The sequence below is a fragment of the Acinetobacter sp. GW821-FHT01C12 genome (assembly GCF_059422625.1).
This window is the reverse complement of the sequence record NZ_JBWKXD010000001.1, coordinates 181206-204549: the sequence shown is the minus strand read 5'-3', so window position 1 is coordinate 204549 and position 23344 is coordinate 181206. Positions and strand designations below refer to the sequence as shown.

Genomic DNA, 23344 nt, shown 5'->3' with positions numbered 1-23344 from the left:
GGTAGTTTGACTATATAAGGGCCTTAAATTTAAGAAAAATATTTTTATTTATGTTTGATACCATCCTTCTCTTAAAAAAGAGAAGGAATAGCTTTAGATTGAGAAACTCTAAATTGCAAAGATTTTATTTATGCGTATGGATAGACATAACAATACCAAAACTCGCTAACAATGCAATTACGGCTGATCCACCATAACTCATCAGCGGTAATGGATCACCAGTCACAGGTAAAATCCCGCTGACCATACCCGAGTTTACAAATACATAGAAAAACAAAGATAAACCAATCGTACCTACCAATAAACGACCATAGTTATGGAAGCTGCTTAAGCTAATGATCATGCATCTAAAAATCATTGCGGTATAAAGTGCAAATAAGAAGAACACCCCAATAAAGCCAAATTCTTCTGCATAGGTCGACATAATAAAATCAGTATGATGTTCAGGTAAATAACCCAGCTGAGACTGTGTTCCTTCTAAGAATCCACGCCCTGTCATTCCACCTGAACCAATCGCAATTTTAGATTGGATAATGTTCCATCCTGCCCCAAGCGCATCTGACTCAGGATCAAATAAGGTCATAATCCTTTTCTTTTGATAAGCTTGTAATACAAAAGTCCAAATTAAAGGGAAAGCCAGTGCCAATGCTGCTAAGGTCCCAATAATTAGAGTCCACGACATGCCACTTAAAAACAAGGCAAACACACCACCAATCACGATACCAATCGCCAAATCTGGCTGTAACAACGCCAATACGAAAGGCACCATCATGATGATCAAGGCAATTACAATGTGTTTAAACTTAGGCGGCAACGGGTTACGTGCAAAATACCATGCCATCATCAATGGCATGGCGAACTTCATAAATTCGCTGGGTTGCATACTGCCAATCCCTGGAATAGTCAGCCAGCGCTTTGCGCCTAATCGAACATCACCAACCAATAAAACCAGAATCAACAACAAAATTGCAAACAAATAAAACCAAGGACTAATCGCTTGATATACTTTTGGTGGAATTTGTGCACAAATAAAAAGCAGAACAAAACCAACACCGAAACTCACGGCTTGTCGAATGACCATAGACATATCTTCAGAAGATGCGCTATAGACCATCAATAAACCCAAAATCGCATTGATAATTAAAAAGCCCAATAACCAAGGATCAAGGTGTAGTTTGTCCCACCTTGAAACTTTTTGATTAATACTTAAACCATCTCTGACTGATTGACGTAAAAACTTATACTGTGGCGATGGTGTCATGAATACAAATCTTAAACCTAGTTTAATCTGGTCAAATTATAGAGATAAATAGCGGTTGAGAAAATCAATCAATGCATAATTATTTTTTATTTTCATTGTTTTTACTGCTGTGATTGCAAAATTAACTTGGCTAACTCCAAATCGTCTGGATAGGTAATTTTTATATTGTCAGAACGCCCCATCACCACTTTGACAGGTTCATTGATATATTCCAATGCACTCGCCTCGTCTGTAATGACAATATTATTCGCTAAAGCTGTTTCGATTGCTGTTTTAAGCTTTGAAAAGGTAGAAATTTGTGGTGTCTGTGCTTGCCACAATTGATCCCGACTGACTGTTTTATTGATATCTTGCTGATTTTCAACACACTTCAAAGTATCTCTTACAGGAATTGCAAGAATTGCACTGCTGTTCAGGTTTATTGCGGTATCGACTAAGTTTTCAAGACATTGTTGTGTCACACAAGGACGCGCAGCATCATGTACAAAAACCAAATCATCGGCTTGTGCAAATTGTTCTAAATAACGCAACGCATTTAAAACCGAATCAACACGTTCTGCACCACCTAAACAAAAATGACTCAAATGTTTATTTTTTAATGGCAATGTTTGCGCATAATGGTCTTGCTCACCAACAGCGAGTACATAACCTGCAAGCGGTAAATCGTTTAGACGCGCTATGGTATGCGCTAACACTGTTTGATTTTGGATGACTTGGTATTGTTTAAGTTCAGTTTTTGAAAAACGATGACCTGAGCCAGCCGCAGGAACAATTGCCCAAATTTTACGGTTGTTCTGGTACAGGTTCGTTGTCATCTTCATTGGTTCTTAAATCTACACTTGGATCGGTATAAATAGGTTTGTAATGGGTACTAATGGTACTCATCTGTACAAAAGTTTCATGTGGCTTGACTAGACCGAGGTCTAAACGTGCATGTTCTTCTATGGCTTCAGCACCATTTTTTAAATCATACACTTCAGCAGCAAGAATTCGGTTGCGTTCTTTTAACTCAGCATTGACTTCAGCTTGCTGTTCAATTTGCTGTAGTAAAGCTTGATGAGGGAAATGACCACCCTCACCGAACCAAAAGCGATATTGTAATACCACAACGATTAAAATCGCGAGTACTGCAATCACTTTACTTGAAGTTGTTTTAAAGACTTCTAACATGGATTTGCGTCTTGAGTAACAGCATTAAATTAAGATGCTAATATACATCAAATATTTTGTATGAAGAACACTAAACTATGCGAAAACTGCAAAACTAGAACAAAATAACTTTTCTTTCCTTATAAAAAATAAGTGGATGATCAATAATCTACTTTGTAAGTAAAACTCTAAAAATTATCTTTATGCTAAAAACTCACATATCGCGATATTATTTATTATAAATTTTCTTTTTCAATAAACTAAGTTAATTAAATTCTTACCTTAAATTTTATTATCAATCAATTACATAATATTAAATTTCTCTTAAAACATACTATTCATGATTATTTTTTAGCGTATAAAAAAGCCATTCCCTATATCAAATAAAAGAATGGCTTTTTTTAATTTAAATCAATAAAAGATATTAATTTAAACCTTTAAACTCAGCTTTACCGCGATAAGCAGCATGAGTCAATTCTTCAATACGAAGCAATTGGTTATATTTTGCAACACGGTCAGAACGGCAAAGCGAACCAGTCTTGATTTGACCTGCTGCTGTACCCACTGCAAGATCCGCAATTGTAGAATCTTCAGTTTCACCTGAACGGTGTGAAATCACAGTGCTATAACCATTCGCTTTAGCAAGATAGATTGCATCTAAAGTTTCAGACAAAGTACCGATTTGGTTGTATTTGATTAAAATAGAGTTACCTACTTTCTCATCAATACCACGTTGTAAAATCTTAGGGTTTGTAACGAACAAATCGTCACCAACCAATTGGATTTTATCACCAAGGATAGAAGTCAAATAGCTCCAACCTTCCCAGTCAGACTCATCTAAACCATCTTCAATTGAGATAATTGGATATTGTTTAACAAGCCCAGCAAGATAGTCAGCAAATTGGTTGCTTGTGAATGCTTTGTTGCCTTCACCTGCAAGAATATATTGACCATTTTTGTAGAATTCTGAAGATGCACAATCAAGCGCAAGCATAATATCAGAACCTGCTTTATAACCAGTTGTTTCAATTGCAGAAAGAATAACAGTAATTGCTTCTTCATTTGAACGTAAGTTAGGTGCAAAACCACCTTCATCACCAACTGCTGTATTTAAACCTTGCTTTTTCAATACAGATTTCAAAGCATGGAAAATTTCAGCACCAGCACGTAAAGATTCAGCAAAAGATGTGAAACCTACAGGCTCAATCATGAATTCTTGAATATCAACAGTGTTGTCCGCATGTGCGCCACCGTTCAAGATGTTCATCATTGGAACAGGCATAGACAAAGTTGTTTGACCACGAAGATCTGCAATGTATTGGAACAATTCAGTTTTCTTCTCAACAGCAGCCGCACGTGCAGCCGCCAAAGATACAGCCAATGTTGCGTTTGCACCTAATTTTTCTTTGTTTTCAGTGCCATCAAGCGCAATCATTTTGTCATCAAGCGCTTTTTGTTCAAATACGTTTTGACCTTTTAATAAGTCTTTGATTTGACCATTTACGTTTTGAACAGCAGTGCGAACACCTTTACCTAAGTAACGTGATTGATCACCGTCACGAAGTTCTAAAGCTTCACGAGAACCAGTTGAAGCACCAGATGGTGCACATGCACGGCCAACAACGCCAGAGTCTAGGATTACGTCTGCTTCGATGGTTGGGTTACCACGAGAGTCCAAAATTTCACGTGCACGAATGTCAACGATTTGGCTCATGAATAATTCCTCAGTTGATTAAAAATAAGATGCTTTATAAGCGCATCAATGTGTATCTAACTTTTTGAAACCTTTAACTAAGGTATCCAATTCTTTTAACTGCGCTAAAAACGGCTCAAGCTGCGACATACGTAATGCACAAGGACCATCACATTTTGCATTTTCAGGGTCTGGATGACTTTCTAAAAATAAACCTGCAAGCCCTGTTGCCATACCCGCACGTGCTAAGGTGGTGATTTGAGCACGACGACCACCTGCTGAATCAGCACGACCGCCTGGTGTTTGCAATGCATGTGTGACATCAAAAAATACTGGCACATTCATTTCTTTCATGATGTCGAAACCCAGCATATCAACAACTAAGTTGTTATAGCCAAATGACGTACCACGTTCACACAAAATGAGCTTGTTATTACCCGCTTCTAAACATTTGTTTAGAATATGGCTCATTTCACGAGGAGAAAGGAATTGTGCTTTTTTGATGTTGATAATGGCTTGAGTTTTCGCCATTGCTTCAACCAAATCAGTCTGACGACTAAGAAATGCGGGAAGCTGGATAATGTCAGCAACTTCAGCGACAGCTGCAGCTTGGTGAGGTTCATGAACATCGGTAATAATCGGAACATTAAAATGCTTTTTAATGTCGCCTAACCATTCGATGCCTTTTTCCAAACCGGGGCCACGGAACGAATGTAAGCTTGAACGATTGGCTTTATCAAAACTAGCTTTAAATACATACGGTATTTCTAAACGAGTACAGATATCGACATACGTTTCTGCAATTTCAAAAGCCAAGTCTTTCGACTCAAGTACGTTCATGCCGCCGAATAATACAAATGGCAAGTGATTTGCCATTTGTATATCGCCTAAACGTACAATTTCTTGTGGTTTTAATTGTGACATTTAAACTTCCTAGTTTAAGTTCTTACATACTTACTTGCTGTTTTGGTGCTGCTTTTTAGCGGCATCGATAAAACTAGCAAATAATGGATGTCCATCACGTGGTGAACTTGTAAATTCCGGGTGGAATTGTACAGCAATAAACCAAGGATGTTCAGGAATTTCTACTGTTTCAACAAGATGTTGCGCTGTAGAATAACCAGAAATTTTCATACCTGCCTGTTCAATTGCAGGAATAAAGCGATCATTCATTTCATAACGATGACGATGACGTTCAGTAATTTCCGCTTTGCCGTAAACTTCACGTGTTTTAGTGCCTTCAACCAATTCTGATTTTTGTGCACCTAAACGCATTGTGCCACCAAGGTTTGACTCAGTACTACGATGCTGAATTTCACCACGCTCATCTAACCATTCAGTAATTAAACCAATCAATGGGAATTTTGTTGAACGATTAAACTCCGTAGAAGTCGCTTCTGGCATAGCAGCAACATGACGAGCAAATTCAATCACGGCCAATTGCATACCTAAACAAATACCCAAGAAAGGTACTTTGTTTTCACGGGCATATTGAATCGCCTGCATTTTGCCTTCAGTACCACGTTCACCAAAACCGCCAGGAACCAAAATTGCATCGATACCTTTTAATACTTCAGCAGGATTTTGGCTTTCAAGCTCTTCAGCATTGATATAGTCAATTTGAACTTTGACACGGTTTTGAATACCCGCATGTAAAAGTGCTTCATTGACAGACTTATATGCATCTGGCAATTCAACATATTTACCCACCATCGCTACACGAACTGTGTACTCTGGATTCAATAATGCTTCAACCACATGATCCCAATCCGAAAGATCGGCTTCAGGCAAGCTGTCATAACCAAAACGTTCACAGATTAAATCATCAACGTTTTGTTCATAGAATGTACGTGGGATTTGATAAATTGAACGTGCATCTTTACACACCACAACGGCACGCGCTTCAACGTTTGTAAAGAGTGCAATTTTACGGGTGGTATCTGCGTCAACATCATGTTCAGTACGACAAATCAGAATGTCTGGTTGAATACCAATCGACAATAATTCTTTAACAGAATGTTGAGTTGGTTTGGTTTTAAGTTCAGCAGCAGACTTGATATAAGGTAATAAAGTCAAATGCATCAACATGGTACGTTTATGACCAAGCTCAACCATCAACTGACGTACAGATTCCATGAATGGGAGAGATTCAATGTCACCTACTGTGCCACCGATTTCCACAATGGCAACGTCATAACCTTCGCCTGCGCGAAGAACACGTTCTTTAATATTATCCGTAATATGTGGAATAACTTGTACTGTACCGCCGAGATAATCACCACGACGTTCTTTATTTAAAACGTCTTGATAAACACGACCTGATGTAAAGTTATTTAATTTGGTCATTTTGGCACGACGTAAGAAACGCTCGTAATAACCCAAATCTAAGTCAGTTTCAGCACCATCTTCTGTGACAAATACTTCACCGTGCTGGAATGGGCTCATAGTCCCAGGATCGACATTAATGTATGGATCCATTTTGACCATGGTTACTTTTAAACCACGGGCTTCTAAAAGTGCAGCAACTGAAGCAGCTGAAATACCTTTACCTAGTGATGATACAACACCACCAGTTACGAATATAAAATGGGTCATTAAGTTTCTCGTACAATGGAGCCTAAATTGGCCTACAATGTTGTGCGATTTTACTTTACCTTGTACCAAGAAAGCAAAGTCAATTCACATCAATTCATAGAACAATAAACAATTGGCTATTCTATCAGCATTTCCAATAAAAAATTAGCACTTGATAAGGTGATTTTTAAATATCATTTTGCTGTTATACTAAGTAACATCTCTTTAATACGTTTTGTTTTGAGTCATTATGAATAAGAAATTTTTAATTTGTGGTGCAATTGCGACAGCGCTTTTGGTATCTGCTTGTGTAAAAAAAGAAGAGCCTAAAGAAGCTGAGCCAGAGAAAGTTGAAACTGCTCAACCTGCGACTTCTGAACCGACACAGTTTGAAAGCTTACCAAGCGTTGAACAGAATAATGCACAACAAGTCGAAATTCCGGCACATGTAGAAGTTGAACGCACAGAAACAGCAAATACAAGCACAGAAATTCGCCGTGAACCAACGCATGAAGCCCATGCAACTATGCCAAGTGCACAAGCGGAAAATAAACCTGCTGCGACTGAAGCGAAGCCTGCAAAAGCAGAGTCAGTAAAAACTGAAACTGCACAAACCAAAACACCAGCACCAAAAGCAAGCTCTGGTTCAGCACAATCTGAAGATGATGCTGTTGCCGCTGCCATCGCTGCTGCTACACCAGCTTTGAAAAACTAAGATTTTGCATTGCTAAAAAAAGGGAAATGATGATTTCCCTTTTTTATAACTCTGTATAAGTATTCAGTTGCATATGCCATATGAAACTTAATTTCTTATGATTAAGTCATGAATGAGTTTAATTGTACCTGTAGCTTTTAAAAACTAAGCCGCATGCTGCTTTGGCTGAACCATATTATGAACAGCAAGTACATCTGCTAAAATTTCATCTGAAAGTAATCCCTCAGCTTTGATCAAAGCCAAAACACTCTGCCCAGATTCATTTGCCATCTTTGCAATTCGTGTAGTGGTTTCATAACCTAAATATGGGTTTAGCACCGTAATGATACCAATTGAGTTATCCACTAAATGCTGACAATGCGCTGCATTGGCACGAATATTTTGGATGCACTTTTCATTCAGCATTTGCATCGCTTTGCCTAATAACTCAATAGATTCAAATAGTTTAAGCGCAATTAATGGTTCAAACGCATTTAATTGTAGTTGACCACCTTCTGCAGCCAAAGTAATTGCTAAATCATTTGCAATAATTTGATAGCACGCCAAATTCATCGCTTCAGGAATCACTGGATTTACTTTTCCTGGCATGATTGAACTACCGGGCTGACGTGGTTCTAATTGTATCTCACCTATACCAGTACGCGGCCCACTCGATAGCAAACGTAAATCATTAGAGATTTTAGACAACTTGGTTGCAGTACGTTTGAGTAAACTCGATAAAAGTACAAAGTCACCCATATCTGTAGTCGCTTCAATCAAATCAGGCGAGCTTGAAATATTTTTACCCGTGATTTCTGATAAAGCTTGAATGGCATTTAAGCGATACTCAACCTCGGTATTAATCCCTGTACCGATTGCTGTCCCACCTAAATTAATCACACTAAGTGAATCAGGCATAATATGATTTAACTTTTGCAAATCATTTTGTAAGGTATGCGCAAAAGCACTAAATTCTTGCCCTAATGTCATCGGTACCGCATCTTGTAACTGAGTACGTCCCATTTTCAAGATATCAGAGAACTCTTCAGCTTTGCGACCTAGGCTTTCAATTAGTTTTTGAAACGGAACATTGAGATGATCCAATGCAAATAATAGACCTATTTTTATTGCACTTGGATATACATCATTGGTCGATTGAGACATATTTACATCGTTATTGGGATGTAGATATTGATATTCGCCTTTTGCATGACCAAGAAACTCTAATCCAATGTTTGCAATAACTTCATTTGCATTCATATTTGTAGAAGTTCCTGCTCCACCCTGAATCATATCAATAGGGAATTGATTATGGTATGAACCATTTATCAATTGCTGACATGAATGTTGAATCGCTTTATATTTATTTTCTTCAATTTTATTTAATGTAAAATTAGCCTCTACACAAGCAGACTTCACCATAGCAAGCGCTTGAATAAAAATAGGGAAATGACTTAATTTATGCGCACTTAGGTTAAAGTTCTCAACCGCTCTTAATGTTTGTACACCGTAATAGCAATGAAATGGGACTTCTTTCATTCCCAATAAATCTTTCTCAGTTCTCGTTTTAATTTCAATGTTCATTTGCAATGTAACTCTACGAAGATAATCAATTCATCTTAGGTGAAACAATCTAAACTTGACCAATGTAAAAAAATATATCTGTATGCATTTTTTGCATATCACTTGTTATACTTTGCTTGAGTTAAATATTTATTGGTGATTGAACATGACGCTTGAAATTCGCTGGATAGAAGATCTACTTGCATTAGACCAAGAAAAATCCATTTCTAAAGCTGCAACTATACGTCATGTCACTCAATCGGCTTTTACACGTAGAATACAAAATATTGAAGAGTCGTTAGGGTTTCAAATTTTAAAGCGCTATAGTAAAAACATTGATTTTACAGATGCTGGTCAAGTCTTGCTCTCTACAGCAAAAAATATTCAGAACCAAATGGATACAACAATAAAATATTTAGAGAAAAATATTAAGGATAATGAACTCTCAATTAAATTTGCAGTATCACACTCACTCATCACGCAGTTTTTTCCCAAATTTATTCAAAAACTATACTCAGACTATAATGATCTAAAGTTAGAAATTATTGCTGCAAATCTGCAACAAGGCATACATTTATTAAAAGAAGGTTCTTGTGATTTTCTCATTTGTTATTGTGATCAACTCACTTTACAACAATTGGATCTTACACTTTTTACCTATCATAAAATTGTAAATATGCAAATTGTGCCAGTTACAGCAAGCAAAAATGAATTGCCTAAATACCAACTTAACCAGACATTCCCCCTTTTGGCCTATAGTAAACAAGCTTATCTGAGAAAATGTGTAGATAAAATTATAGAAAGTAAACTCAATTATCGAACATTATATGAAACAGATAATGCCAGTGACTTAAAAGCCTTGGCTTTACAAGGCTTAGGCGTAGCTTGGTTACCTCGCTTACTGATTGAAGAAGAAATAAATGAAAATAAATTAAAAATACTTGATGGTTATAGTTTCTTTCAAGATATTTATATCGTTCGTAGCAATATTATTTACTCACAAAAGATAAATTTTGTTTGGAATTATTTAGCACTTAAATAGGCCTTTATTTTAATAAAGATCTTGCTTACTTCAAAAAATGATCATGTAGATTTATCTTAATCTAGCAACTTAGGATCAATTAAACGCCCAGTTGAAAAATTAAAACTGCCAGATCTAATGATAATAGTTTGATCTGTCAGTTTTTTAAATTAAAGAGATATTTATTGATACTGCGTATCATCATGAATACTGTCTTAAAAAATCAGCCATTAAACGTGAAGCCCAAGATTTGGTATTAAGACCTTCATAAAAACCACAATGACTGCCCTTTTTGGTTGTCACCACCACAACATTATCCATATTTTGAATGGTTTCTTTAAACGGCTCTAAATTCTTGATTGAACATACAGGATCATCTTCTGAGTTTAGAATCATTAATGGAATTTTAACATTTTCAAATACATAAATTGGATTGGTGGCTTTTGAATAGCTTTCATAATCTGAAAATCCAGCCATTTCAAAATATTCAGTCTGAAACTCTTGTAGGGTTTTCGTTTGTAAAACATTTTGTACAGAATGTAATGGTGTCCAGGTTTGTTCATAAGGCTTAATAAATGCCTTAAACAATTTTTGGGTCATGACTTTGGTGTAGAAAGGATGGACATTTTGAAATCCAAGCTCAGTATCATAACCAGGGCACATGGCAAAAGCCGCTTTAAAAGGTGTATCTAGGCCTTGTTCGCCAAGATAACGCACAAGTAGGCCTGTACCAGCGGAAGAACCAACTGCATAAAGATCAGATTGCGGAAATAGGTTTTGAATCGAAGCCAATTGCTCTTTTAAATCAGAAGTTGAACCAAAAATTGACATTAAAGGAACAGGCATAGGTAAGCCCGCATGCCCACGGCGCAAACATAATGCAATACGCCATCCCGTATATTCATGGAGATCTTTGACCAATTCACGCATACTGTCAGGTGTGCCTGTAATCGTATGCATAATCACGATAGTTGGGGTTTCTTGTGGTAAATCGTAGCCATACCAAGCAATTGCCGTAACACCGCCATCTTGCATGGTCAGCTGATCAATTCGATCATAGTCCAGCTTAACGGATTTTTTCTTAATTAAATCAAAATATAACAGGTGAGCATGGGTATTGCTGAGCCATGGTGTAGGACGATATTTATCCTGTAGTTGAGGCAGTTTCTTGATGATCTCAGACATTTTCCCTTGCTGATTAAAATACAGCTTTGGTAATTCAGCACCTGTCACTTGATCCAATAAATCTTGGCTAATCTCAGTAAACTTATGTAATACAGACATTTTCCACCTCAACTCTTTTATCACTCATCATCATTTTAAAAATTAAGAAATTTTTCACGCTTAATTTTATTTATTGCAGTATATACGTAATTAGGCTTTAGGTATAAAGCTGGCCATACGTTGCCCCATTTGAGCTGCCAATGCTTCCAAACCACTTTTTGGTCGAATCATCACTTCAAAATCAACAATTTGACCCTGTTCATTAAAACGAATCATATCAATCCCTTTTAATTTTTTTTCACCAACATTGGCAGAAAATTCTAAAACTACACTTTGCTCATCTTCTGTAAAAAATTCTCGATGATATGTAAAGTTTTCAAAAATTTGAATCACATTACTTAAAATGAAAAAGACCACTTGCTTACCTTCATAGGGGTTATAAGCCACAGGTGAACGAAAGACCACATCGTCTGCCAATAATTCATTTAAAAGACTCATGTCTCGACTTTCCAGCATGTTGTGCCATTTTTGAATTGCAGGCTTGGTATTTGTATAGCTCATTTTTATATATCCCTTTGATTTGAAATACTTTGAATTCATTTCCAATATTTTTCTTTAAAATCCAATCATGAAGTTCCTTCTCTCGCAGCATGCTTCGCACTACACATAGCTTAAAGAGAAAGAGTTCAAACAGCGTTAATCCTTTTAAATCACAGCTGCTAATTCAGCACCTTGGCGAATTGCACGCTTCGCATCTAACTCGCCCGCTTCTTTCGCACCACCAATCAAATGTACAGATTTTCCATCAGCTTGGAGTTGATCAAACATTGCTGTATAGGGTTCTTGGCCTGCACAAATCACCACATTGTCGACATCTAAAATCATGGTTTTGTCGCCAACTGTAATATGTAAGCCCTGATCATCAATCTTGTCGTAACTTGCGCCAGGAATCATATTGACATGACGATGTTTTAAACCTGTACGATGAATCCAACCTGTTGTTTTACCTAAACCAGCACCAACAGATTTGGCTTTACGTTGCAGTAAGTAGATTTCACGAGGAGATTGTTCAATCTCAGGTTGTTTCAAGCCACCCACATGTTCATAGGATGTATCAATTCCCCATTCATCATAGAATTTTTGTGGATTTAAGCTGCCACTCTCGCCTTCATGGGAAAGATATTCAGCAGTATCAAAACCAATACCGCCTGCACCAATAATTGCTACTTTTTTACCGACAGGTTTACGCTCACGTAAAACCTCGATATATGACAAAACTTTTGGATGATCGATACCTTCAATATTTAAATGACGAGGCGTTACACCTGTAGCAACCACAACATCATCAAAGTCACCTGTTGCTAATTCTTCATAGCTTGCAGTGTGGTTAAGTACTAGTTTGATATTCGGTTGTAATTCAATTTTACGTTTAAAATAACGTAAAGTTTCATAGAACTCTTCTTTGCCAGGAATGGTTTTTGCAATATTAAACTGACCACCAATCTGATTAGATGCTTCAAAGATTGTAACTTTGTGCCCACGATCAGCTGCATATGTTGCAAAACTAAGTCCCGCTGGACCTGCCCCAATTACAGCAATATTTTTAGCTACTGGCGATTCTTTAAAAATAAGTTCAGTTTCATAACATGCACGTGGATTGACCAAACACGTTGCAATTTTCATTGAAAAAATATGATCTAAGCAAGCTTGGTTACAACCGATACAGGTATTGATTTCATCAGCACGGCCTTGTTCAGCTTTCAATACAAAATGCGAATCTGCAAGCATTGGGCGCGCCATCGAAATAATATCGGCATCGCCTTGAGCCAAGACATGCTCAGCCATTTCAGGTGTATTGATACGGTTTGAGGTCACTAAAGGAACTTTGACCGAACCTTTTAATTTTTTGGTCACCCAAGTAAATGCGGCACGCGGTACTTTGGTAGCAATGGTTGGAATACGTGCTTCGTGCCAACCAATTCCAGTATTGATAATGGTTGCACCAGCTTTTTCAATTTCTTTCGCAAGTTGAATCACTTCTTCAAGTGTAGAACCACCCTCAACCAAATCCAGCATAGATAAACGATAGATAATGATGAAGTTTTCGCCCACTTCCTGACGTGTTCTTCTGACAATTTCAATCGGGAAACGGATACGGTTTTCATAACTTCCGCCCCATTCATCATCGCGGTGATTGGTACGTGCAGCAATAAACTCATTGATCAGATAACCTTCTGATCCCATGATTTCCACACCATCATAACCTGCGATTTGTGACAATTTTGCACAATTGGCAAAGTCTGCAATGGTTTGATGAACTTCTGCTGAAGTTAAAGCATGCGGTTTAGTTGGATTGATTGGCGCTTGTATCGCAGATGGTGCAACATTTTCAGGCTGATACGAGTAACGACCTGTATGTAAAATTTGCAGTGCAATTTTACCGCCAGCATCATGCACAGCTTTGGTAATGACCTTATGTTTTTCTGCTTCTTCTAAATGATCCAGTTTTGAACCGCCAAAGAATGTTACCCCATGATCATTGGGTGAGATACCACCCGTCACAATTAAGCCCACTCCACCTGCTGCACGTTCTGCATAAAATGCAGCCATACGTTCATATCCACCTTGAACTTCTTCTAGTCCAACATGCATTGAACCCATCAATACACGGTTTTTTAATGTGGTAAAGCCTAAATCTAAAGGCGCAAGTAAATGCGGATAATTAGACATGTGAACTCCCTTGGCGTGCTTTCGCTAGCTATCAATCTGTTAAATGACACTTCATATCTGTTTAATGCAACAAGTTGCATAGTTTGAGTATTTATAATCGAGATTTGATTTTTATGCAACATGTTGCATAATGACTTTATATTCATTTTGTTGATGTGATATTACACAATGTCATTAGCCCATGTTTTATTGACCAGTCTGATAGAGAAGCCAAGTACAGGTTTTGAATTGGCGCGACGCTTTGACCGATCTATGGGATTCTTCTGGAATGCAACGCATCAACAAATCTACCGTGAACTTAACGGCATGCAAAAGAAAGGCTGGATTTCCACCCTTGAAGATCAGTCTGATCATGGCCGAAAAAAAACCTATCAAGTTGAGCAACTTGGACGAGTCGAACTGGCAGACTGGATGGTCAAACAAGGCCAACCTGCCCAGCTTCGTGAAGAAATTATGGTTCGCTTACGGGCAGAAGCACAATTTGGTGGAAATACTGTTTTACCTGAACTTGAGCGTCATTTAGAATTACATCGTGAAAATTTAAAACTATACCGCCAGATTTTTTCCAAAGATTTTGAACAAATCGAGCAACTGGATCGAACTTTATATATTCACAAAATGATTTTACAATTGGGTATAGACTTAGAAATGGGCTGGATCAATTGGCTCGACCAAGTCATTCCACAGCTTAAAGCGTTTGAGAATAAAGAGAATTCATAGGAAACTGCATGCCACACTATACAATGCCAGATGGTGAAAAATTATTTGTCCGTGAAATTGGTCAGGGTGAACCTGTACTGGTCCTGTCTGGTTTAGGTATGCATAGTTGGCAATGGCTTCCCTTTTTACTGCCTAATATTAAACATTATAAATTTTATATCCCAGATTGGCGCGGATTTGGTGGCTCTAGAACCTGTAAGATCCCTCAAGAAATCGATGCGATTAGCAACCATTGGCGTGATCTTGAAAGCTTAATTGACCAGTTAAATTTAGATCATTTTATTCTTATGGGTTATTCCATGGGAGCAACCACTGCCATGCATGGGATGCAATATGGCAATTTGGCTGAAAAACTCAAAGCTTATCTACACATTGATCAAACCCCTAAAATCCCAACGGATGAAACATGGGAGTTTGGATTATTTGGGAAAAAGTATTTTAAAATTAAAAGATTGCTAAAAGACTTCTCTGATTTTTTACATCAATATTCAAACTATCGTTTTGTCGATGAATTACCGATTGAACCACGAACTGAACTGATTCAAATTTGGTTAAATTTTATTAAAATTCAGGGCAGTAATAAATTAAGCCCATTTATGTTTAATTTGGCGCTTAAACATCCTCAATTACAAAAACATTTATTACCTATCCGTCGAATGGATTATTTAACTTGGTATATCGATAATTATCTCAACCATGATGAAGATTATCGTCAGGCAATTTCACAATTGGAATGTCCAACTACATTCTTTATTGGGAAAAAGTCATCGCTCTATCCTGCTGAAGGTCAAATGCAAATTTCTGACAGTTTAGCCAATGCGAAAAATATTATTTTTAAACGTTCAGGGCATACCCCGCTTATTACTGAACCCGTGAAATTTAGCCAAGCAATCCGTTTATTTTTAAAAGAATCCGCTTAATTTAAACGAATAACAAACAATATAAAAACCTCGTTTAAATCAAATTAAAAGAGGTTTTTTATCAAATTACTCACATTATCTTTAAAAAACGCTTTTAAAGTCGTTATTTAATACTAATCCATATATTGATCATCATATAAATTAAACAGCTTTATACATTATTGAACCATACATGGTCATTCTATCGTGAGGCGACATGGCTGTCGCCGTTGGGTGGGGGTACAGGACGTACCTCTCACCCAACAGAGGATTTTTGTCCCTTTTCATCCCTGAAAAGGGAGGCATCGCCTACGCAAATATATTTAAACTTTAAATGCAAGGTATGGCCGTACAAACTTTATCACCATATGAATTAACGTTTATAGAATGATATAAGTTTGATATTTTTTTAAAGACTTCACCTCATTTTAATATCCTCTAAAAGCCTACTTTCGTAAGAAGACTAATAGAAATATTTATCAAAAATTATAGATCGCAACCGCATTAAAACGATTGTCCTCACCTGTATCCTGTCCATTAGGTGCTGCAACAAAGGCTTTACGCTCACCATAAACATATTCCAGACCAAAACTTAATGGCTTTTTCGGGCTATAAAATACATTGGCCCAAGCTTGCCAAAGTGTTTTATTGGCTTTGGTCGGATCACTCAAATATCGAATATAATCCTGATTTTCATCTGCTTTCATATAGCCATATCCCAATGTTCCTCGCCATTGTGAGTTAAACTGTTGCGTCACCCCCACAGTGATTGAGTCAAATTGATTCAGCGCCATGATGTTTTTATTGGCATCTATGGTAAAGCCTTGGTTCGTCCATGACACTAAACTGGAGTCACCTTTAACATGATAATAATCTGCTTTAAGTGTGGTTTTTGCAGAAATATCGTATTTTGCTCCAAGTCCAACACCCCAAGCGAGTTCATTATCAGCAACTGTTCTCTTTTCACTAACCATGCCTCGCAAACTCAATGCACCCGCTCGATCAGCAAATGATTGATTTAATCGAGTTGATAAAACCGGGATCCGCATATTCGATAAGGCATCTTTGGAATCTTCCAAAGCTGTTACCAGCTGTGTTTCTGCATTAAATTTATGGGTATAACGAATTTGTGCATCACGTTTAACAGCGCCTCCCACATAACCCAAAGCATCAATTGTTTCTGGCATATAATCAGGCACTGCAAAGTTAGACCATGTTTGACCAATCAACCACTGACCATAATTAAAATAGGCATGGCGAATTCTAAGTCCATCATTCGCACCTAAGAAATCAACTTCTATTTTTCCAGAAATATCTTTGTCAGCAGTTTTAAAATCTAAACCTAAACGAGTCGCGGCAAGTGTCGATTTTAATTGATCACTACTTTCATTATGGCCTTTAAGCGGTACGCTATTGATCTGATTATACAGTCGATCGGCACTTCCACCTTCCGACTGATACAATAGATCCGCACGGATATTCCCATATAGTGTTACTTCTGCACCTGCTTTTGTTCGTGCAAAGCTTTGATCCTTTGCCTGCGATACAACCTGTGCTGCTTTAACATTATTTTCCAATGCCACAATTTGCTTATTTTGCACCTGTTGCTGTTGTTCAATCATTTCACGTAATTGTTTAACTTCATTACGTAACTGTTCAACTTCTGTCATCGAATCTGCATGTGCCATATTTAGGCTAAGTAATCCCATTGACACCAAAATAATGTTGTAGTTAAATTTTTTCATTGTAGAAAGCATCCTATTCTCTACGATTGATTATTTTGAACCAGCCTTAATCCTCATGATTCAGGCTGAAATACCAAGTCAGTTTGTGCGTGAGTTTGGTTTACGAACTTAGTTAATTGTATTTCCAACAATATTTTGTTGAGTTGTTGGTGCTTCGGCCGTTTGAGTTTTTTCCACTGAAGCATTTAAATTCACAAAGAATATCGCCAGTGCTGCAATAAATCCTGGAACAGCGATAACAAGAAAATTCATTTGGTGAGGTAACTCTAAGGTCAGCAATGCACCTGTTAAGACTGGTCCAACAATGGCACCAATTCGTCCAATGCCTGATGCCCACCCCATACCTGTAGAACGTACTGTTGCAGGATAAAATTGTGCAACAAAGGTATAGAGTAAAATTTGTGAACCAATGGTTGCTGCACCAGCAATTGCAATCAAGGTATAGAGAATGAATTGTGGGCTTTTAAAACCAAGGAAAATGAGCGCAATCGCACCGACTGTAAACATGATGGTCAATACGGGTTTAATATGAAATTTATCCGCCAAAGCACCACCACCAATTGCACCAACCATGCCACCAATATTTAATGCAAATAAGAAGATCATACTTGCACCCAGTGAATAACCTGCTTGGATCATTAATTTAGGCAACCAACTTCCGAGTGCATAAACCATCAATAAACACATAAAGAAAGCAATCCAGAACATTACTGTGCTTGATCGACGGCCTTGCTGAAACAATGCACGTAACGGTGCTTCATCACCAGCGGTGACTTCATTTAATTCAAATTGAGTCGATGCATGAATCTGTTGCTGTGGTGCAATTTTCTGTACCACTTCTCGCACTTGATCGGTCTTGCGTTGGTGAGTTAGAAACATCAACGATTCAGGTAAAAACTTCCAAATAAGTGGTAAAGCCAAGAATGGGATAATGGCGATATAAAACATGATTTTCCAACCATAATCGACCACCAGCCAAGCACCCAGCAAGGCAGAGGTCATACCACCAATGGCATAGCCACTAAACATCACAGCGACCAGTGTGCTACGTATACGTTTAGGCGCATACTCGGTCATTAAAGCCACCACGTTCGGCATCACACCACCAATACCAAGTCCTGCTAAAAATCTGAGAATCCCAAATTCAACGGGTGTTGATGCAAATGCACCGAGAAAAGTAAATCCACTAAAAATAGCCACACAAATCATGATGGTTTTTTTACGGCCCAACTTATCAGACAATGTTCCAAAACTCATTGCACCAAACATCATGCCAAAAAGTGCTGTACTGGCTAGCAAGCCTGCTTGTACAGCAGTTAATCCCCACTCTTGCATCAATAAAGGTAAAGCTACGCCATAAATAACCAGATCATATCCATCAAAAATAATAATTAATAAACACCACAATAGAACGCCCCAATGAAAAGGGGTGAATTTTGCTTCATCCACGATGCGATTAATATTTAGTTTACTCGTTTGCACTTTTGCCTCCTGCGGTGAAACGCTACGAAATTTTTTCAAACAATGAGGCAGCTGTTATTTTTTGTCCAAAACCGATTGCATATATATCCATACCTTAAAAGTCGGTTTAATATTTTTTGATGAATAAACAATGGATTAAAAAGAATTAATAAAGAAATCGGGCTTTATATTTTCAATGATTTATTTTTTATTTTAATGATTATCTCGATATTTTTAGAGTATTAGAACAAATTAATCGACTTGTTCTGATTTTTCAATATGTTACTTTTCACGCAAAATAACATATATAAATGACTTTTCATTCAATGATTGGACCGAATGAATTTTTCATAAATCGAAAAAATGATCATATGGCGTGAATAAAACTGGTATTGAAAGTCCCTTCTCCCTTGGGGGAGAAGGCTAGGATGAGGGGGATTTTATGTTGATTTATGATTTTAAAAAGAACTTAGGAAAGAAGCCTAATATATCGTCGTAAAGCTTGCACGATCATATTGAAAGCCTTCTAAATCATAAACCTGATAAATACAATCAAATAAAGACCGAATATTTTCACTTTCATCCATACAACGTATTGCCATAAAAATTGGACTTTTTGCAGAGCTATCTAACAATGGGATATAGATTAAATTCGGCAATTGAATGGTTTTTGCACTCTCAGGCACAATACATACGCCTTCACCCGCAGCAACCAATCCCAAAGCCAGTTGAATTTCTCGAACTTCTTTTAGATTCTTAGGATCTAGACCATGCTCGGAAAACAGATGACGTACTTGGGTAGAAAAATTGGGCTTAGGGTGACTTGGGTAAAGAAATAAGTTCTCATCTTCAATATCGGCAAAATAAGTACCCTTAGAATCTGTAGCGAGATGATGACTGATATGGACAGCCAACATTAACGGCTCCTCTCGCAACAAAACTCGCCTAATGGCAGGATCAGAAATTCTTAAACGTCCAAATCCAACATCAATACGTCCCTCTTTAAGCGCCTGAATTTGATCTTTGGTACTCATTTCAATCAGCTCAATTTTTAAATGTGGTTGCTGTTGACGGAACATATAAACGATTTTGGGTAATAAACCATACAATAAAGAACCCACAAACCCCATGGTCACCGTTTTTTCGATCAAGCCAATTCGCTTGGTCATGGACTTTACTTCTTCGGCATTAGACAAAAGTTTAACAGCGTGTTGATAAAAAAATTGTCCTGCTTCTGTGGTTTTTAACGGACGGCTTCCACGTTCAAAAAGCGCGATACCCAATTCACCTTCAAGGTTTTGAATCTGTCTGCTCAGTGGAGGCTGAGCAATATAAAGCTTTTCTGCTGCTTTGGTAAAACTTTGTTCTTCTACAACAGCAACAAAATAGCGCAAATGCCTGAGTTCCATCTCAAACTCCATACCTTTAAGATATAAAAAAATGCAAATTTGATCTTAGACAGCGATCATCCATTCTTTTAAGGTATATCAAAAGCAAGATGTAAAGCAAGACTGTAAAACTTTTGATATTCACAGCCAGCCAAAGAATCCCATTCTGTTAGCCCAATGAATCACTTTTATCAGTTCAAGCTTTAAATCTCGCACATGAAGAACATGGAAAGTGGGCAGCAAAGTTTCAAACGATTTTTTTCGTATGCAATGCCAAACCACGCATACTGCAGGAGATCTAGTATGAACCGTCAAGAAATCGATACTTTGGTCAAACAAATGAATGTAGACACTGCAACAGGTGCAGTCGATACACGTGTACAACAAGTAGTGGTACGTTTATTAGCTGACTTGTTTCAAGCCATTGAAGATTTAGACATTTCACAAAGTGAATTATGGAAAGGCCTAGAATATTTTACCGATGCAGGTCAAGCCAATGAACTTGGTCTTTTAGCAGCGGGTTTAGGTTTGGAACATTATTTGGATTTACGTGCTGATGAAGCAGATGCAAAAGCAGGTATCACAGGTGGCACACCACGCACCATTGAAGGCCCATTATATGTCGCTGGTGCGCCTGAGTCCGTCGGCTTTTCTCGTATGGACGATGGTTCAGAGAGCGATAAAATCGACACCCTATTTATTGAAGGTACAGTAACTGACACAGATGGCAATCTTATCCCAAATGCTAAAGTTGAAATTTGGCATGCCAACAGTTTAGGTAATTACTCTTTCTTTGATAAATCGCAGTCAGATTTTAATCTACGCCGTAGCATATTGACTGATAGCAATGGTCAGTACGTTGCACAAACAACTATGCCCGTTGGCTATGGCTGTCCACCACAAGGGACGACTCAGTTTGTACTGAACAAATTAGGCCGCCATGGTAACCGCCCATCTCATGTGCATTATTTCGTATCTGCACCCGGCTATCGCAAATTAACCACACAATTCAACATCGAAGGTGATCAATACCTTTGGGATGATTTTGCTTTTGCAACACGCGATGGCTTAGTGGCAACAGCTATTGATATCAGTGATGAAGCTGAAATTGCTCGTCGTGGTCTCAACAAACCATTTAAACGTATTTCATTCAATGTAGCACTGGTAAAAGAACAATCTAAAGCACCATCTACAGAAGTAGATCGTCGTCGCGCAAGCGCTTAAACCCACACGCACGGAACCGAAATGTTTGCACTATTGCAGCACTTCGGGGACTTCCTCTCATTTGGAAAGTCGGAGAACCCATATGCCACGTATTCCTGTTATAAATACCAGCCATCTTGATCGAATTGACGAACTCTTAGTCGATAATTTTGAAACGGGTGAATTTAAACTTCATCGTTCTGTTTTCACAGATCAAGCCCTTTTTGACCTAGAAATGAAATACATCTTTGAAGGCAACTGGGTTTACTTGGCACATGAAAGCCAAATTCCAAATAACAACGATTATTACACCACCACTATGGGGCGTCAGCCCATTATGATTGCGCGTAATCGCAATGGCGAATTAAATGCCATGATCAATGCGTGTTCACACCGTGGCGCACAGCTTTGTCGGCATAAGCGTGGTAACAAAGCGACTTATACATGCCCATTCCATGGATGGACATTTAATAACTCTGGGAAACTACTCAAAGTTAAAGATCCAAGTGATGCAGGTTATTCGGACTGCTTCAATAAAGAAGGTTCACACGACCTGAAAAAAGTAGCTCGTTTTGAAAGCTATAAAGGTTTCTTATTTGGCAGTTTAAATCCAGATGTACCAAGTTTAGAAGAGTTTTTAGGTGAAACAACCAAAATCATTGACATGATTGTCGATCAATCTGAGCAAGGCTTAGAGGTTTTACGTGGTACTTCAACCTATACCTATGAAGGTAACTGGAAACTGACTGCTGAAAATGGTGCAGATGGTTACCACGTTTCTGCTGTACATTGGAACTATGCAGCGACCACACAGCAACGTAAAGAAAAACAGCAAGAAAATGACAATGTCCGTGCAATGAGTGCAGGTGCTTGGGGCAAACAAGGTGGCGGTTCATACGGTTTTGAGCATGGACATATGCTGTTATGGACTCAATGGGCAAACCCTGAAGATCGTCCTAATTATCCAAAAGCTGATGAGTATACTGAAAAATTCGGTGCGCCAATGTCGAAATGGATGATCGAACGTTCACGTAACTTATGCCTTTACCCAAATGTCTATTTCATGGATCAATTTGGTTCGCAAATTCGTGTATTGCGTCCAATTTCAGTCAATAAAACTGAAGTGACAATTTACTGTATTGCACCTGTAGGGGAAAGCCCTGAAGCACGTGCACGACGTATTCGCCAATACGAAGATTTCTTTAATGCTTCCGGCATGGCAACCCCTGATGACCTTGAAGAATTCCGTGCCTGTCAAGCCGGTTATGCTGGTATTGAGCTTGAATGGAATGACATGTGCCGTGGTTCAAAACACTGGATTCAAGGACCGGATGATGCGGCCAATGAAATTGGCTTAAAACCTAAACTGAGTGGTATTAAAACAGAAGATGAAGGCTTATACCTCGCCCAACATCAATACTGGTTAGAAATGATGAAACATGCCATTCAATCTGAAAAAAATCTTGCTCAACAAGAAATATCTCAGCAAGGAGCAACAGCATGAATGCAACAGCAAACATCGATCAAGTTTCTTTAGAAAATATTGCGCAATTTCTCTACCGCGAAGCACGCTTTTTAGATGATGAACAATGGGATCAATGGCTGGCATGCTACTCACCCTCAGCATGTTTTTGGATGCCTGCTTGGGATGATGATGATCGTTTAACTGAAGATCCTCAGTCTGAAATTTCCTTGATTTATTACCCTGACCGTCAAGGTTTGGAAGACCGTGTTTTCCGGATTAAGACTGAACGTTCTTCAGCAACCATGCCTGATACACGCACTTGCCACAATATTAGCAATATTGAAATTATCGAAAGTGATGGTGATAAAGTCACAGTCCGCTTTAACTGGAATACGCTGAGCTTTCGTTATAAAAACAGTTATAGCTACTTTGGTATGTCTCGTTATGTCATCGACTTTTCTGCTACACAACCACAGATTCTCAATAAATATGTGGTGTTAAAAAATGACTACATCAACCAAGTTATCGATATTTACCACCTCTAATTTTTTATC

20 protein-coding genes are annotated in these 23344 nt (G+C 38.0%); 7 read left to right on the top strand and 13 right to left on the bottom strand.

Going from position 1 to position 23344, the window contains the following annotated elements:
* Positions 1 to 124 precede the first annotated feature (124 nt).
* The 6 genes from rodA to pyrG form a co-directional block, all read right to left on the bottom strand.
* A complete protein-coding gene (gene rodA, locus AC07WY_RS00925) occupies positions 125 to 1261 on the bottom strand; it encodes a rod shape-determining protein RodA (protein WP_494735500.1) in 1137 nt (378 codons plus the stop codon).
* A gap of 101 nt (positions 1262 to 1362) precedes the next feature.
* Positions 1363 to 2082, bottom strand: a complete 720-nt coding sequence (gene ispD / locus AC07WY_RS00920; protein ID WP_262086167.1) for a 2-C-methyl-D-erythritol 4-phosphate cytidylyltransferase — start codon at positions 2080 to 2082, stop codon at positions 1363 to 1365.
* Positions 2045 to 2431, bottom strand: coding sequence for a cell division protein FtsB (gene ftsB / locus AC07WY_RS00915; RefSeq protein WP_494735499.1), 387 nt, complete (start codon positions 2429 to 2431; stop codon positions 2045 to 2047). Before ftsB ends, ispD begins: the two co-directional genes overlap by 38 nt.
* A 403-nt stretch (positions 2432 to 2834) precedes the next feature.
* The gene (gene eno, locus AC07WY_RS00910) at positions 2835 to 4124 is read right to left on the bottom strand and encodes a phosphopyruvate hydratase (protein WP_004719930.1); all 1290 of its coding nucleotides are present in this window, start codon (positions 4122 to 4124) and stop codon (positions 2835 to 2837) included.
* A gap of 45 nt (positions 4125 to 4169) precedes the next feature.
* Complete coding sequence (kdsA, locus tag AC07WY_RS00905; RefSeq protein WP_004719923.1) at positions 4170 to 5027, bottom strand: 3-deoxy-8-phosphooctulonate synthase; 858 nt, start codon at positions 5025 to 5027, stop codon at positions 4170 to 4172.
* Between the two features lie 30 nt (positions 5028 to 5057).
* Entirely contained in the window at positions 5058 to 6698 is a 1641-nt protein-coding gene (pyrG, locus tag AC07WY_RS00900; RefSeq protein WP_004719920.1) for a CTP synthase, read from the bottom strand.
* A gap of 229 nt (positions 6699 to 6927) precedes the next feature.
* Between pyrG and AC07WY_RS00895 the strand changes: the two genes are divergently transcribed.
* The gene (locus tag AC07WY_RS00895) at positions 6928 to 7392 is read left to right on the top strand and encodes an internalin (protein ID WP_105712515.1); all 465 of its coding nucleotides are present in this window, start codon (positions 6928 to 6930) and stop codon (positions 7390 to 7392) included.
* 144 nt (positions 7393 to 7536) lie between these two features.
* Here AC07WY_RS00895 and AC07WY_RS00890 read toward each other — a convergent pair whose 3' ends face one another.
* Positions 7537 to 8955: an aspartate ammonia-lyase gene (locus AC07WY_RS00890; protein ID WP_494735498.1), complete on the bottom strand. Its 1419-nt coding sequence runs from the start codon at positions 8953 to 8955 to the stop codon at positions 7537 to 7539.
* Positions 8956 to 9100: 145 nt separating this feature from the next.
* Here AC07WY_RS00890 and AC07WY_RS00885 point away from each other — a divergent pair, with 145 nt between their 5' ends.
* Positions 9101 to 9976 carry a LysR substrate-binding domain-containing protein gene (locus AC07WY_RS00885; RefSeq protein WP_494735497.1) on the top strand — a complete coding sequence of 292 codons (876 nt, stop codon included), beginning with the start codon at positions 9101 to 9103 and terminating at the stop codon, positions 9974 to 9976.
* Positions 9977 to 10156: 180 nt separating this feature from the next.
* On the opposite strand, the gene AC07WY_RS00880 is transcribed toward AC07WY_RS00885, so the two are convergent.
* From AC07WY_RS00880 to AC07WY_RS00870, 3 genes are all read right to left on the bottom strand, one after another.
* Entirely contained in the window at positions 10157 to 11239 is a 1083-nt protein-coding gene (locus AC07WY_RS00880) for a YheT family hydrolase (RefSeq protein WP_262086172.1), read from the bottom strand.
* A gap of 90 nt (positions 11240 to 11329) precedes the next feature.
* Positions 11330 to 11740, bottom strand: a complete 411-nt coding sequence (locus AC07WY_RS00875) for a nuclear transport factor 2 family protein (RefSeq protein WP_004821860.1) — start codon at positions 11738 to 11740, stop codon at positions 11330 to 11332.
* 144 nt (positions 11741 to 11884) lie between these two features.
* Positions 11885 to 13909 (bottom strand): NADPH-dependent 2,4-dienoyl-CoA reductase, encoded by a 2025-nt coding sequence (locus AC07WY_RS00870; protein WP_151803512.1) that lies wholly within the window; start codon positions 13907 to 13909, stop codon positions 11885 to 11887.
* Between the two features lie 168 nt (positions 13910 to 14077).
* On the opposite strand from AC07WY_RS00870, the gene AC07WY_RS00865 reads away from it, so the two are divergent.
* Together AC07WY_RS00865 and AC07WY_RS00860 are read left to right on the top strand one after the other, a co-directional pair.
* Entirely contained in the window at positions 14078 to 14629 is a 552-nt protein-coding gene (locus AC07WY_RS00865; protein WP_004719902.1) for a PadR family transcriptional regulator, read from the top strand.
* An 8-nt stretch (positions 14630 to 14637) separates the two neighbouring features.
* Entirely contained in the window at positions 14638 to 15549 is a 912-nt protein-coding gene (locus AC07WY_RS00860; RefSeq protein ID WP_494735496.1) for an alpha/beta fold hydrolase, read from the top strand.
* Between the two features lie 458 nt (positions 15550 to 16007).
* Here AC07WY_RS00860 and AC07WY_RS00855 read toward each other — a convergent pair whose 3' ends face one another.
* The 3 genes from AC07WY_RS00855 to AC07WY_RS00845 all read right to left on the bottom strand — a co-directional run bounded on the left by AC07WY_RS00855 (position 16008) and on the right by AC07WY_RS00845 (position 20143).
* Positions 16008 to 17273, bottom strand: a complete 1266-nt coding sequence (locus AC07WY_RS00855) for a DcaP family trimeric outer membrane transporter (protein WP_494735495.1) — start codon at positions 17271 to 17273, stop codon at positions 16008 to 16010.
* Between the two features lie 108 nt (positions 17274 to 17381).
* Positions 17382 to 18755: an MFS transporter gene (locus AC07WY_RS00850; protein WP_494735494.1), complete on the bottom strand. Its 1374-nt coding sequence runs from the start codon at positions 18753 to 18755 to the stop codon at positions 17382 to 17384.
* A 461-nt stretch (positions 18756 to 19216) separates the two neighbouring features.
* On the bottom strand, positions 19217 to 20143 hold the full coding sequence (locus AC07WY_RS00845) for a LysR family transcriptional regulator (protein WP_004821871.1): 927 nt from the start codon (positions 20141 to 20143) through the stop codon (positions 19217 to 19219).
* 282 nt (positions 20144 to 20425) lie between these two features.
* Between AC07WY_RS00845 and catA the strand changes: the two genes are divergently transcribed.
* The 3 genes from catA (at position 20426) to benB (ending at position 23335) form a co-directional block, all read left to right on the top strand.
* Positions 20426 to 21346, top strand: coding sequence for a catechol 1,2-dioxygenase (gene catA, locus AC07WY_RS00840; protein WP_004719897.1), 921 nt, complete (start codon positions 20426 to 20428; stop codon positions 21344 to 21346).
* Between the two features lie 82 nt (positions 21347 to 21428).
* Positions 21429 to 22829: a benzoate 1,2-dioxygenase large subunit gene (gene benA, locus AC07WY_RS00835; protein WP_494735493.1), complete on the top strand. Its 1401-nt coding sequence runs from the start codon at positions 21429 to 21431 to the stop codon at positions 22827 to 22829.
* A complete protein-coding gene (gene benB / locus AC07WY_RS00830) occupies positions 22826 to 23335 on the top strand; it encodes a benzoate 1,2-dioxygenase small subunit (protein WP_262086178.1) in 510 nt (169 codons plus the stop codon). The genes benA and benB overlap by 4 nt, the downstream gene beginning before the upstream one ends.
* The last annotated feature ends 9 nt before the right edge of the window (positions 23336 to 23344 follow it).